This window comes from Pseudomonas sp. 3MA1, assembly GCF_029237275.1.
Taxonomy (GTDB): domain Bacteria; phylum Pseudomonadota; class Gammaproteobacteria; order Pseudomonadales; family Pseudomonadaceae; genus Aquipseudomonas; species Aquipseudomonas fluorescens_AP.
In genome coordinates this window covers 43860-57985 of sequence record NZ_JAACFX010000006.1, presented here as the reverse complement: position 1 = coordinate 57985, position 14126 = coordinate 43860, and the positions used below count along the sequence as shown (strand labels likewise).

The window sequence follows — 14126 nt, the reverse complement described above, 5'->3', positions numbered from 1 at the left end:
ACCCGGTAACTGCTCTCACATTGCCGATCCACAAGGGAACCCCATGCCAACCCCCAACCGTCCCCGCTTGCGCCCGTCCCTGCGTCCCCTGACCCTGTGCAGCGCCCTTTTGTGCCTGCCCGCCCCCTGGGCCCAGGCCGCCGAAAACCCCGCCAGCCAGCAGGCGGACAGCCAGCGCCAGGTCTACGACATCGGCCCCGGCCCACTGGTCAGTGTGCTCAATCGCTTCGCCGAACAGAGCGCGGTGTTTGTCGCCGGGCACAACGACCTCGCCGCCGGCAAGCAGAGCCCGGGGCTGCGAGGCCGCTACAGCGTCGAACAAGCCCTGCAACAGTTGCTGCACAACAGCGGCCTGCAAGCCCAGGCCGTCAGCGGCGGGTATGTGCTGCAAGCGCTCCCGACGGCCAGCGGCCCGTTGCAGCTGGGCACCACTGAGGTGTCCGCCCAGGGCCTGGGCAGCGTCACCGAGGACAGCCAGAGCTACACCACCGGGGCCAGCGCCTCGGCCACCGGCCTCAACCTGTCGCTGCGGGAAACCCCGCAATCGGTGACGGTGATCACCCGCCAGCAGCTGGACGACCAGGGCAGCAACAGCATCGCCGATGCCCTGCGCCGGGCCCCGGGGGTCAGCGTGCAGAACTACGACAGCGAACGCTGGGAGTTTTCCAGCCGCGGCCTGCCGATCACCAACTTCCAGTACGACGGGGTCAACGTCACCTACGACGGGGTCTACGACTACGGCACCACCAGCACCGACATGGCGACCTTCGACCGGGTGGAAATCATCAAGGGCGCCACCGGCCTGATGACCGGCTCCGGCGACCCCTCGGCCACCGTCAACCTGATCCGCAAGCGGCCGACCAAGGACTTCAAGGCCTCAGTCACCGGCACCCTCGGCTCCTGGGACAACTACCGCAGCGAAGGCGATATCTCCGGGCCACTGACCGAGACCGGCAATCTGCGCGGGCGCTTCGTCGGGGTCTACCAGGATCGCAGCTCGTACCTGGACCACTACCAGAACAGCAAGGACATCGCCTACGGCGTGCTGGAGGCCGACCTGACCCCCGACACCCTGCTGACGGTGGGCCTGGACCAGCAGAACACCCGCTCCCGGGGCGCCACCTGGACCGGCTTCCCGATGTACTTCAGCAACGGCTCGCGCACAAACTTTTCCCGCTCGTTCAACCCGGCCACCGACTGGAGCCGTCGCGACTTCAAGAACCAGACCCTGTTCACCTCCCTGGAACAGCAACTGGCCCATGACTGGACCCTCAAGGTCAGCTACGACCACCTGCGCCGCGAGCACGACACCCTGCTGGGCTCGGCCAGCGGCGGCAACCCGGATCAGGCCAGCGGCGACGGCATGTTCATGTACATGGGCAAGTTCAAGGGCGAGCAGACCCAGGACAACCTGGACATCAACCTGCACGGCCCCTTCAGCCTGCTGGGCCGCGAACACGAGCTGATCGCCGGCTTCATGCTGATGAACGCCAAGCAGGACATACCGGTCCACGGCTCGGTGTACCCGCCGGTGGGCGGCAGCATCTACCAGTGGCGCGGCGAATTCGCCAAGCCGGACATCCCGCAGATCGGCGACAACGACATCCTCCAGCGCCAGACCGGTGCCTACCTGGCCACCCGGCTCAAGCCCAGCGACGACCTGGCGCTGATCCTCGGCACCCGGGTCAGCGACTTCAAGGGCATCGACAACACCCGCTACTTCGACCCCGGCCGCGCCGACGCCCGCCAGCGCTACCAGCAGACCGGCGTGGTGACGCCCTATGCGGGCCTGGTCTATGACCTCAACGATCGCTACTCGCTGTACACCAGCTACACCAGCATCTATCAGCCGCAGATGAGCAAGGACGCCGGCGGCAAGATCCTCGACCCGGTGCAGGGCGACAGCTATGAAGCCGGGATCAAGGCCGAATACCTGGACGGCCGGGTCAATGCCAGCTTCGCGGTGTTTCATGTGCAGCAGGACAATGTCGCGCAACTGGTGGACGGCTGGGGCACCGACGCCATCTACCGCCCGACCAAGGGCGCGACCACCAAGGGCTTCGAGGTCGAAGTGGCCGGCGAGCTGCTGGACGGCTGGAACCTGTCCGCCGGCTACAGCTACAACCACACCCGCGATGCCAATCACGACTACGTCTACGGCTCGGTCCTGCAAACCACCGAGCCGCAGCAGGTGGCGCGGCTGTTCAGCAGCTACCGCCTGCCGGGCGCCTGGGACCGCCTGACCCTGGGCGGCGGGGTCAACTGGCAGAGCCAGTTCTTCGGCAAGGTCTACCAGCCCGACCCGAACGATGCGGTCAATGGCGGGCATGACTCGCGCATTGCCCAGGACGGCTATTTCCTGGTGGACGCCATGGCCCGCTACCAGTTCAGCCAGCACCTGAGCTCGACCCTGAACGTGAAGAACCTCTTCGACAAGAAGTACTACACCGGCATCGGCAACTTCGGCACCGGTTTCTACGGCGAGCCGCGCAGCCTGCAACTGGCGACCCGCTGGGACTTCTGAGCGCGCCGATCCACGGTCGCGCTGCCCGGCAGCGGGTTGACTACGCTTGAGCCAGCGTGATCAACCCGCAGAGGACCGACACCATGCCACGCATCCAGACCATCACCCCGTGCCTGTGGTTCGACCATCAGGCACATGAGGCGGCGCAGTTCTACTGCTCGGTTTTCGAACAGTCGCACATCACCCACATCAGCCACTACGGCAAGGCCGGCTTCGAGATTCACGGACGTCCCGAGGGCTCGGTGATGAGCGTGGCGTTCGAACTCGATGGCCAGGGGTTCAGCGCCCTCAACGGTGGCCCGCTGTTCAGCTTCACTGAAGCAATCTCCCTGCAGGTGCATTGCCGCAGCCAGGCCGAGCTGGATCACTACTGGAATGCCCTGGGTTTTGGCGGCCCGCCACAGGCGCAGCGCTGCGGCTGGCTCAAGGACCGTTTCGGGCTGTCCTGGCAGATCGTCCCGCAGTGCCTGACGCCAATGATCTGCGACCCCGATCCGGCCCGTTCGCAACGGGTGATGCAGGCCCTGCTGGGGATGAAAAAACTCGATATCGCGACGCTGCAACGCGCCTTCGACGGCCAGAGCTAATACAATCGCGCCAGCTTTCGCCGATGGACAACCGCAATGAAGCCAACCCTCACCTCCGACCAGGAACCGCAGTTCTGGCGCGACCCGGCCCTGCCGTTCATCGAAGCCCGCTCCATCGCCGATGGCCGCAAGGTCTGCTACAGCCGCCACGCCCATGCCCAGTTCTCCATCGGCAGCATCACCGCGGGCGTCAGCACCTACCTCAGCGGCCACTCGCAGTGGCAGGTCAGCCGCGGCACCGTGGTGCTGATGAACCCGGGGGTGGTGCACGCCTGCAACCCGATCGACGATCAGCCCTGGTCCTATCGCATGCTGTATGTCGACACGCCCTGGCTGACCGCCTTGCAGCACGACCTGGGCTTTTGCGCCGAGCTGGGCTTTCGTCCGTTTCGCGAGACGCACAGCCGCGACCCGCAGCTGTTCGCCGAGCTGGAGCAGTTGTACCGGACCCTGGTGGCCGCCGAGGCCGAGCCGCTGCTCAAGCACAGCGCCGTGGTGAGTTTCTTCAGCGACCTGCAGCAACGCCTGAACCCCGCCGAGGCGCTGCCCCGGGGTGACAACCGCAAACTGCAGGAAGCCGCCGACTACATCCGCCAACACTGCACCCAGGCCCTGAGCCTGGACGACATCTGCCAGGCGGCGCAGCTTTCAGCGTCCTACCTGATCCGCGCCTTCAAGCAGCAGTTCGGCATGCCGCCCCACGCCTACCTGGTGAACCAGCGGGTGCAGTTCGCCCAGGCCCGCCTGCGCAGCGGCGCGCCGATCGCCGAGGTGGCGCTGGAGGCCGGCTTTGCCGATCAGGCGCATTTCCAGCGCGCCTTCAAACAGCACCTGGCGGCCACGCCCGGTCAGTACCGCGGCCAGCGCTAGACCAACAGATAGGCCGCGCTGGCCGCCAGCAACGCGGCCATGCTGCGGTTGAACAGACGCATCTGCGCCGGGTCGCTCAGGTAGTGCCGCAAGCAGCTCCCGGCATAGGCCCAGCAGGCGATCGACAGGTAGCAGATCAACAAATACAACCCGGCGAACAACCACACCAGGCCCAGGTCGCCGTCGGCGGCAAAAGCGCCCATCCCGGCCACGCAGGCCAGCCAGGCCTTGGGATTGAGCCACTGCATCAGCGCGCCGTACCAGGCCGACGGCGCCCGGGCTGCGGCATCGGCATCCAGGCGACCCTCGTCCCGGGCCAGCTTCCAGGCCATGTACAGCAGGAAGGCCACGCCGAACAGGCGAATGCCCTGGGTCAGGATCGGCCACTGGCGCAGCAGTTCGTGCAGCCCCAGGCCGATCAGCACCAGCAACAGGACAAACCCCAGGGTAGCCCCGGTCACGTGGCGCAAGCTGGCCCTGAAGCCGAAGCGCGCGCCACTGCCGAGGGCAACGATATTCACCGGCCCCGGGGTGATGGAAGCGGCCAGGGCAAAGGCCGCCATGGAAAACACCAGGCTCATGTCTTGTTTCTCCAATCTGGGTCGGATTGACCGCCGCCCAGATTAGGTAGCCAGGGTCGCTGCGTATTGAAGAAAACTGCCCTGGCCTGCGTCTAGCAGCGCAGGTGATTGCGCTGGCAGTACTGATCCCACTGCCTGTCCACCCTCTCGGCGATTTCCCGGTGCACCTCCAGGGTCAGCCGGTTTAGTTCCTGGGGCGTGCTGGCAATGAACGACAGCGCCAGTTCCCAAGTGCCCACGCCGCGCAACCGGGCCTCTTCGTCAAACAGGCGACTGGCGTGCTGGATCTGCAACTCGCTCAAGTCCCCGGGCTCCCAGCATTGACCCGAGGGTTGCCCGAGCCCGAGCTGGGCCACGAGTTCCGGACGTTCGGCGAGGTACAGCATCAAGGCTTGCTGATAGCTGAGTTCAGACATCTGCATGACGCTCACTCCCATCATGAAATCTATTGCGGGGCATTCGCGCTCTGCCCCGGCGCCCGGTTCACGCCGGCGTCAGGCTGGCGATCCGGTCCACCACCCGCCCGGCCAGATCATCGGGGCGGAACTTGGCGAGAAAGTCATCGGCGCCGACCTTCTTCACCATGGCCTGGTTGAAAGCCCCGGACAGCGAGGTGTGCAGCACGATGTACAGTTGCCTCATCCGCGGGTCGTTACGCACTTCGGCGGTGAGGGTGTAGCCGTCCATTTCCGGCATCTCGATATCGGAGATCATCATCAGGAACTCCTGGTCGGGACGCTTGCCGGCTTCGAGCAGATTGCGCAAGTACTCCAGCGCCTCGCGACCGTCCTTCAACGACACCACTTCCACTCCGACGCTCTCCAGGCAGCGGGTCACCTGCTTGCGCGCCACCGCCGAGTCATCCACCGTCAGTACCCGCCAGTGCGCCGCCGCGGCGTGGGTTTGCGGCGAGATCACGCCCTGGGAGATCTCCTCGCAGACCGGCGACACCTCGGCCAGGACTTTCTCCACGTCGATGATCTCCACCAGATGCTGGCCGACCCGGGTCACCGCCGTCAGGTAGTTGTCCAGGCCGCTGCCCTTGGGTGGTGGATGAATTTCCTCCCAGTTCAAGTTGACAATGTGCTCCACCGCACTGACCAGAAAGCCCTGGGTCTTGTTGTTGTACTCGGTGATGATCACGTAAGCGTTATCGATATCCTCGACGCCGGGCAAACCGGTGGCCAATGCCAGATCAAGTATCGGAATTGATACACCACGAACATTGGCCACGCCACACACCACCGAATGTGACATGGGCAATACATTCAACTTGGGGCACTTGAGAACTTCTCTAACTTTAAAGACGTTGATGCCGTACAACTGTGACTCATTAAAACGAAACAACAACAGCTCCAGACGATTCTGCCCTGCCAACTGAGTACGGCTGTTTACCGTTTCCATCACACTGGACATAAGAACCCCCTGCCCTGATCTAGTTGATCAATCGGCGATTAAATGAAAGTTGCTGATTGCCATTGGCGATCAACTATTGAAACGGGTCACCAAGGCATTCAGTTCATGAGCGGTGGATTCCAGATCACCGCCCACGGTGGACGAATGCACGGCAATCTCGGCGTTCTGGTCCGAAACCCGGGCAATCTTGGTGATCTGCTCGGATATTTCCTCGGCCACATGGGCTTGCTGCTCCGAGGCGGCGGCCATTTGCTGGCTCATCTGGTGAATCCGCTCCACCGCCGAGTTGATGCCATTCAGGGCGTCCTGGGTGCTGATCACCTGGGCCACCCCGGAGCGCGCTTCGACGCTGCCCTGGCGCGCCACCTCAACGGCCTGGCTGGCCACCTCCTGCAAGGTGACGATGATGCGCTGGATGCTCTGGGTCGACTCCTGGGTCTTGGAGGCCAGGGCCCGCACCTCGTCGGCCACCACCGCGAAACCGCGGCCCTGCTCACCGGCCCGGGCGGCCTCGATCGCCGCGTTGAGGGCCAGCAGGTTGGTCTGCTCGGCGATGGAGCGGATCATGTTGGCCGCCTGCTGGATCGACTGAGTTTCCGCGGCCAGGCCCTCCACGGACTGGCTGACCGCGTCCACGGTGTCCGCCAGCTTCTCGATCACCGCGCGGGTTTTCTGCGCTTCCTCGGAGCCCACCTGGGTCAGGTTGTTGACCTGATCGGCGGCCGAAGCGGTGTCGTGGATATGCACCGACACCTCGGAAATCGACGAGGCCATCTGGTTCATCGCGGTGGCCGCCATGTCCGCTTCGTCACGCTGCTTGCCCAGGGCGCTCTCCGCCTGCTTGGACAGACTCTGGCTGGTGGAGGCCAGGGACGCCGCCTGGTTGGCGTAGTCGCCAAGCCGGCTGAGGGCGGTGCGGATTTTCGCCGACTCGCTGATCAGGATCATCTGCAACTGCGCCACCGGGCCGTGTTCGTCGGTGTAGGTACGGGCGATCAGCTCACTGTCGAAGCTGCCCAGGGACACCGAGCTGATACGCCCGAGCATCTGCCGCGAGCGATACACGGCATAGCCCTGGACCGCGAAATAGCCGGGGACCGCCGCGCCCAGCGCCGCCCAGGCGCCACCCAGCCAGTAGGCGCCGGCGCTGGCCGCCAGGGCCAGCAGCGGTGGCAAGGCGAAGTTGCAGACGCTGGCCACCCGGTAGCTCCAGGGCAGGGCCAGGTTATCGCTGCGCATGCGTTGATAGAGGGCGCCGGCGCGCTCCACCTGTTGCCGCTCGGGCTTGACCCGCACCGACTCATAGCCGGCAATCACGCCCTTGCTGAAGATCGGCGTGACGTAGGCGTTGACCCAGTAGTGGTCACCGTTGCTGCTGCGGTTCTTGACGATGCCCATCCAGCTCTTGCCGTCCTTGAGATAGGACCACATGTGCGCGAACACCGCTTCGGGCATGTCCGGATGGCGCACGATATTGTGCGGACTGCCGATCAGTTCTTCGCGGCTGAAACCACTGACCGCGACAAACTCGTCATTGCAGTAAGTGATCTTGCCGTGAACATCGGTGGCGGAAATCAGCCGTTGCTCCGCAGGAAACACCAGCTCGCGCTGGGTCACAGGAAGATTGTTTCTCATCTAAAAAGCCTCGCAGGAAAGTGTTCATTTTCCATTCGGTATCAAATAAAGATTTCCGCATCCTGCGATGACTCGAAGACTTCCTCTGCTGACTTGCAGAACTTTCCAGAGCCAAGTGAATTATTGCAAATGGCCATTATCGATCCAGTCGACGCAAGTCTAGATTCCGGCGTCAAGAAAAGTGTGAAAATTTCATCAAGCCATTCAACTTAGAGAGCAAAAAATCAAAGATTTTCTGATGTGCATCAACAATTGAAGCTGGAATAGAAAGCTAGCTTTCTAATTGTTGAGAAGCATTCTTTGCAAAACACCCTGCGCCTGCGAAAACGCCATTCGCTGAACATGAGCCACAAACTCGTCGAAGGTCGTTCTATCAACCGGCAACTCATGTTGCGCCAAGGCTTCAGTGAGCGTCAGGGCCTGCAAGTTGCTCTGGCGCAACAGCGGCAAAATCTCCAGCAGGGCGCGCTGGAAAACAGCCTGGTCCAGGGTGTCCTGGGAGGCGCGGGCCATCCCTGGCGAGACACGCCCGAATTCCAGCTGCAAACTCGCCAAGGTGCTGGCCAGTAGCCGTTGCAGTTGGTCCAGATGGCCCTCGGTGAGGGTCCTGTGCAGCGCCGCGCCGTCGCGCAGGGGCTGTTCCAGCTCGGCGCAACTGAGCGCGAACCCACGCCCCCCGAGGTTGCCGGCAGCGCCCTTGAGGGTATGCAACAGGTAGCAGGCCTCCTTGGCATTGTCCTGGGCAAGGCTCTGGCGCAAACGTTCCAGCAGCTCTCCCAGCGTGGCCTCCGAGCCATCGAGCACCTGATTGAGCAAGTCACGGTTGCCGCCGAAGCGTTCCAGAATCAGCGCCGGGTCCTCGATCAGGCCGGCCTGGGTGGAAGGCTCGACACCCGGCGCCACCCGCGCCGCGCCACCGGTCCAGAACAGCAGGCTGTTGACCAGTTGCGGCAGGTTGATCGGTTTGCCGACATGGTCATCCATGCCCGCGGCCAGGCAGCTCTGGCGGTCGGCCTGGGAGGCATTGGCGGTCATGGCAATGATCGGCAGGCGGGCAAAGCGGGCATCGGCGCGGATCCGCCGGGTGGCTTCATAGCCGTCGATATCGGGCATCTGGATATCCATCAGCACCGCGGCAAAGGGTTCCTCGGCTTCGAGCATCATTTGCACCCCTTGCAACCCACCATCAGCCAAGTGCACCTGGGCCCCTTCCTGGGTCAGCAGTTCACGGGCGATCTGCCGGTTCAGGGCGTTGTCCTCCACCACCAGCAAGCGCAGGCCAGTGAGGGCCGCGCGCGGCACGGGCAAGGTGGCCGGCGGGCCGTCGCGGGCGACGCCGCGCTCGGCCAGCAGCGCCTGCGCCAGTTGCCGCGGGGTGAAGGGCTTGCTCAGGTAGTGAGCAAAAGGCGCCTCGGGGCTGTCGAGCCTGGCCAACAGCGCCGTGGCATCCTGATGACTCAACATCACCACAGTCGGCGGCGCCGCCAGTTGCATGTCCTTGATCCGTTGGGCGGCGTGCAGGCCGTCCATGTCCGGCATCAGCCAATCCAGCAGGATCAGGTCGTAGGCCTCGCCCCGGGCCACGGCGGCCTCCACGGCCAACAAGGCCTGAGCGCCACTGGCGGCGTGCTCGACGGTCCAGCCGAAGCCGCGCAAGGTGCGCACATTCAGCTCCAGCGCCAGGGGATGGTCATCCACCACCAGCACCCGCAGGACCTTGCCTCCCAGAGGCAGGGGTTCGGCGACCCCGGCACCGTCCAGCCCCAGCTCCAGCTCGAAGCTGAAACAGCTGCCTGCGCCGAGCTCGCTGCGCACCTGCAACTGCCCGCCCATCAGCCGCACCAGGTGCTTGCAGATCGCCAGGCCCAGGCCGGTGCCGCCAAAACGCCGGGTGGTCGAGGCCTCCGCCTGATGGAAACCTTCGAAGATCACCTGCAGGTGCTCGGCGCTGATGCCAATCCCGCTGTCACTCACCGCCACTTGCAGACGCACGCTGCGCTCGCGCAGTTCAAGCAACTTCAGGCCCAGCACCACCTGGCCCTGGGCGGTGAACTTCAGGGCATTGCCCGCCAGGTTGATCAGCACCTGCTGCAGGCGCAGGCTGTCGCCCACCAGGTTCAGCGGCAACTGCGGGTCAAGATCGAAGATCAGCTCGATATCGCCCACGCCCTGATTGCCCGCCAGCACCACCGCCAGGTCGCGCAGCAGTTGATCGAGGTCGAAGGCGTGTTCCTCCAACTGCAACTTGCCAGCCTCGATCTTCGAGTAATCGAGAATGTCGTTGAGCAGCCCCAGCAGAGACTTGGCGGCGGTCTGCGCCTTGGTCGCGTAATCCTGCTGGCGCGGCTCCAGGCCGGCCCGCTGCAGCAGTTGCAGCATCCCCAGCACGGCATTCATCGGCGTGCGGATCTCATGGCTCATGTTGGCCAGGAACGATGACTTGGCCTCGCTCGCGGCATCCGCCTGCTCCTTGGCATACAGCAGCCGGGACTCCAGCTCCCGCTGGGCCGTGATGTCCAGGTTGATCCCGGTCACCCGCAGCGCCTGGCCATCGGCGTTGCGCTCCACATAGGCCCCGGACTGGATGAATCGCACCTGCCCGCTGGGGCTGACCACGCGAAAGATCGGATCGTAGACACCCTGGCCCGCCACCGCCTCGGCCAGCTTGCGCTGGGTCAGTTGCTGGTCATCCGGGTGCACCCGGGCCAGCCAGTGCTCATAGTTCAACCCGTTGCCCCGCAGCGCCAGCGGCTGCTCGTAGAGCTCGAACATGCGCTCGTTCCAGTCCAGCGAGTGGTCGTCGAGATTCCAGGACCAGATCCCCAGCTTGGCCACTTCGGCGGCCATCAACAGTTGGTCGCGGGCCGTGGCCAGGGTCTGTTCCGCGGCCTTGCGCTCGGTGATGTCGACGGCGATGCCCAGGTAGCCGGTCAGCTGTCCAGCGTCGTCGCGCAGGGCGCTGACCACCAGGGTCGCGGCGAAGTGCGAACCGTCCTTGCGCACCATGGTCCATTCGCGGGTCTCCGCGCCTTCGGTTTCCGCCTGCTGGACGAACACGCGAAAGCCTTCGATGGGATGCTGATACTGGGCACTGAGTTCGCTGCCGCGCTGGCGGATCTCCTCCGGCAGGTGGATCACCGCCGGGGTGTGCAGCCCCACCAGTTCCTCGGCCCGGTAACCCGACAGGTGCTCGGCACCGCGATTGAACACACGGATGATGCCGTCGCGGTCGGTGGCGATGATCGCCACCTGCGAAGCCGAGCGCAGCACGCTGGAGAGCAGCAGGTTGATCTGCCCCAGTTCGGCGGTGCGCGCCGCCACCTGGTCCTCCAGGCTGGCGTTGAGTTCGAGAATCCGCGCTTCGGCGGCCTTCTGCGCGGTGATGTCGCGGACCGTCTTCGAGGCGCCGATGACCTGGCCGCGCTCATCGAGAATCGGCGAAACGTTGACCGATACCTCGACCCGGCTGCCGTCCCGGCGCAGGCGTTGGGTATCGAAGCTGTGCACCCGTTCGCCATCGCGCAACTTGCGCAGGATCTGCTGTTCTTCCTGCGCCAGCTCCGGCGGCACGATCAGGTCCAGGAGCAAGCGGCCGCGGGCCTGTTCGGCGCTGTGGCCAAAAATCTCTTCGGCGCCGCGGTTCCAGCTGGTGATACGCCCTTCCAGGGTCGTGCCGATGATGCCGTCGCTGGAGCTTTCGACGATGGCCGCGAGCCGGGTCTGGTCACGGCGCAAACGGTGCTGCCGGTTGACCCCCAGGGCAATCAAGCTGCCCACCACCGCCAGAAACAGGGTCAGCAGGCCGCCGATCCACAGGACCCAGGCAGGCGAGGTCTGATGCAGCGGCTCGACGAACCCCGGCCCCACGCTGAACTCGAAAGCCCAGCGGCGCCCGAACACCTGTTCCTCCCGGGTCCGCGATGTCAGCGTGTCCTTCAATGGCTGGGCCGAGCTGACAAAAAAGCTGCTGGCGTCGGCGCTGTCGCTGATGTCGCGCAACACCAGACGCTGGCTGGCCGGGTCGAACGGCAAGTCCTTGAGCACCTCGTTCATCACCAGGGGCGCAAAGGTCCAGCCCAGGGTCTGGGCCTCGCGCTGCTGCGGCGAGGACGGCACCTCGGCGCTGCGGTACACCGGCAACAGGAACAGCAACGACCCCATCACCGCACCAGGCTCCTGGCGCAGCGACAAGGGCCCGGTCAGCCGCGGCTCGCCACTGTGCATGGCGGCCACGGCGGCGGCCCGGCGCACCGGCTCCGAGGCCAGGTCCAGGCCCAGGGCCGACTGGTTCGGCGCCAGCGGTTCAAGGTACTGCACCACATAGCGATCACCGTGGTGCGGCTGCCATTGCTGCAGCTGAAAGCCCGGCGCGCCATCGCGCTGCGCCGCGGCCAGGAACGCGCGCTCGCGCGCCTCGGGCACGCGCCGGACAAAACCGAAACCGTGGGCGCCGAAAAACTCCCGGTCCAGGTCCCGGCCCTGGCTGTAGCGATGGAAGATCTCCCGGGTCACGCCGTCTTCACCAGCGGTGACAATCACCCCGCGGGCGCCGCGCAGGCCGTATTGGTACAAGGTCATGCGCTCCAGCACATGGCGCATGGCGTCCTCGGCCGCGCGCGACACCGCCTGTTCCAACTGATGGGCGTTGACCCGGGCCACCAGCCAGTAGACCGCGGCGGTGGCGCTGCTACCCAGGACACTGATCAGCGCCAGATAGAGCAATCCCATTTGCACAGAGCGTCCAGGCTTCACGGGCGATCCTCGTTGGGGCCGGCAGGGTTCAGGGCCTAGCCGTCAGGCGGCCCTCGGCCAGGTACTCACTCATGTTCGGGTACGACAGCGGACGGCAGTAAAGAAAGCCCTGCATCACATGGCAGCCCTGGGCGGACAGGGCCCGGGCCTGCTCCTCGGTCTCCACGCCCTCGGCGACCAGTTGCAGGTCCAGGGCCAGCCCCAGCTGAATGATGGCCCGGGTGATTGCCGCGTCACTGGGGTCGCTGACCATGTCACGCACGAAACTCTGGTCGATCTTCAGCACATCGATGGGCAAGCGCTTGAGATAGGCCAGGCTGGAATAGCCCGTGCCGAAATCATCGATGGCGATGCCCACCCCCAGGGCCTTCAAGTCGCTGAGCAGGTCGCAGCTGTGTTCACCGTCCACCAGGGCCAGGACCCCTTCGGTGATTTCCAGCTCCAGGGCCCCGGGTTCGATGGCGCTTTCCACCAGGGTCTGCTTGACCAGGTCGAGAAACTGCGGATCGGAAAACTGCAAAGGCGAGATGTTCACGCTGACGCTGATGGCATGCCCCTGTTGGTTCCATTGGCGGATGGCCTGACACGCCTGACGCAGCACCCAGCGCCCCAGGGGCACGATCAGCCCGCAATCCTCGGCCAGGGGAATGAACTCGGCGGGGGAAATCATCCTGCCGTGCTCGTCGCGCAAGCGCAGCAGGGCTTCGACGCCCACCGCCCGTTGCAGGCGCAGATCGACCTTGGCCTGGTAGAACACCTCGAAGCGCTCCTGCTCCAGCGCGGTGCGCATCTCCCGTTCCAGCTGATGCCGGGCACGGACCCGCTGATGGGTCGGATGGTCGAAGAAGCGGTACTGACCGCGCCCCGCCTGCTTGGCCTGGTGCGCCGCGGCGTCGGCGTGCTGCAGCAGGGACTCGGCGTCCAGGCTGTCATCGGGATAGACACTGATGCCGATGCTGGCCGTCAAGTCATAGCGCGACGGGCCGAGCACCAGCGGTTGGGCGATGGCCTGCATGACCCGCTCGGCGCATTCGCTCAAGTCGTCCACGGCGTTCAGCTCGGGCACCAACAGCATGAACTCATCTCCGCCCTGGCGGCTCAGGGTGTCGGTCAGGCGGCAGCAATGGCTCAGGCGCAGGGCGATCTCCTGAAGCACCGCGTCGCCTTCGCGATGGCTGCTGGTGTCATTGATGACCTTGAAGTGGTCGATATCGATCGACAGCAAGCCGACCAGCCCCTGGCCCGAGGCGGCCTGGCGAATCGCCTGTTCAGTGCGGTCATGCAGCAACTGGCGGTTGGGCAACTGGGTCAGGGGGTCATAGTTGGCCAGGCGCCGGGACTCTTCGCCCAGCTTGAGGTGAGCCTCGACCCGCGCCCGGGCGATGGGCACATTGATCGGCTTTTGCAGAAAATCGGCGCCGCCCAGGCGCAATGCGCGCAATTCGTGCTCGGTCTGGCGGTGCGAAGTGACGAAGATCACCGAGGCCTGGGACAACCGCGGGTCGGATTTGATCAGCTCGCACACCAGGTAGCCGTCCATGTCGGGCATTTCGATGTCCAGCAGGACAATGTCCGGCAGGCACTGGCGGGCCACTTCCAGGGCCTGGCCCCCCTGGGTGGCGACATAGACCTCGCCCAGGTCCTGGAGCGCCTGACCGAGTATCCGCAGGTCATTGACCTGATCGTCAACGATCAGAATGATCGGCTTGTGATTGAGCATCGCGCTGGTCCCTCTGCCCGATTCCCCGAGATGAATATCCT

General features: G+C 64.8%; 9 protein-coding genes. 3 read left to right on the top strand and 6 right to left on the bottom strand.

The annotated features are described in order from the left end of the window. Nucleotides 1-43: 43 nt before the first annotated feature. The 3 genes from GWQ44_RS17660 to GWQ44_RS17650 all read left to right on the top strand — a co-directional run bounded on the left by GWQ44_RS17660 (nt 44) and on the right by GWQ44_RS17650 (nt 3981). The gene (locus tag GWQ44_RS17660; RefSeq protein ID WP_275927904.1) at nt 44-2524 is read left to right on the top strand and encodes a TonB-dependent receptor; all 2481 of its coding nucleotides are present in this window, start codon (nt 44-46) and stop codon (nt 2522-2524) included. 83 nt (nt 2525-2607) lie between these two features. Next, nucleotides 2608-3111 (top strand): VOC family protein, encoded by a 504-nt coding sequence (locus GWQ44_RS17655; protein WP_047304781.1) that lies wholly within the window; start codon nt 2608-2610, stop codon nt 3109-3111. A 36-nt stretch (nt 3112-3147) separates the two neighbouring features. Then, a complete protein-coding gene (locus GWQ44_RS17650) occupies nt 3148-3981 on the top strand; it encodes an AraC family transcriptional regulator (RefSeq protein WP_275927903.1) in 834 nt (277 codons plus the stop codon). Here GWQ44_RS17650 and GWQ44_RS17645 read toward each other — a convergent pair. The 6 genes from GWQ44_RS17645 to GWQ44_RS17620 all read right to left on the bottom strand — a co-directional run bounded on the left by GWQ44_RS17645 (nt 3978) and on the right by GWQ44_RS17620 (nt 14085). Then, nucleotides 3978-4562: a LysE family translocator gene (locus GWQ44_RS17645; protein ID WP_179596316.1), complete on the bottom strand. Its 585-nt coding sequence runs from the start codon at nt 4560-4562 to the stop codon at nt 3978-3980. The genes GWQ44_RS17650 and GWQ44_RS17645 overlap by 4 nt on opposite strands. 92 nt (nt 4563-4654) lie before the next feature. After that, entirely contained in the window at nt 4655-4984 is a 330-nt protein-coding gene (locus GWQ44_RS17640) for a DUF6388 family protein (RefSeq protein WP_275927902.1), read from the bottom strand. 61 nt (nt 4985-5045) lie between these two features. Further along, nucleotides 5046-5978: a chemotaxis protein CheV gene (locus tag GWQ44_RS17635; protein ID WP_275927901.1), complete on the bottom strand. Its 933-nt coding sequence runs from the start codon at nt 5976-5978 to the stop codon at nt 5046-5048. A gap of 69 nt (nt 5979-6047) precedes the next feature. Beyond that, complete coding sequence (locus GWQ44_RS17630; protein WP_275927900.1) at nt 6048-7613, bottom strand: PAS domain-containing methyl-accepting chemotaxis protein; 1566 nt, start codon at nt 7611-7613, stop codon at nt 6048-6050. Nucleotides 7614-7892: 279 nt separating this feature from the next. Further along, nucleotides 7893-12341: a PAS domain S-box protein gene (locus GWQ44_RS17625; protein WP_275927899.1), complete on the bottom strand. Its 4449-nt coding sequence runs from the start codon at nt 12339-12341 to the stop codon at nt 7893-7895. A 52-nt stretch (nt 12342-12393) separates the two neighbouring features. Beyond that, entirely contained in the window at nt 12394-14085 is a 1692-nt protein-coding gene (locus tag GWQ44_RS17620; RefSeq protein ID WP_275927898.1) for an EAL domain-containing response regulator, read from the bottom strand. Nucleotides 14086-14126: the final 41 nt, after the last annotated feature.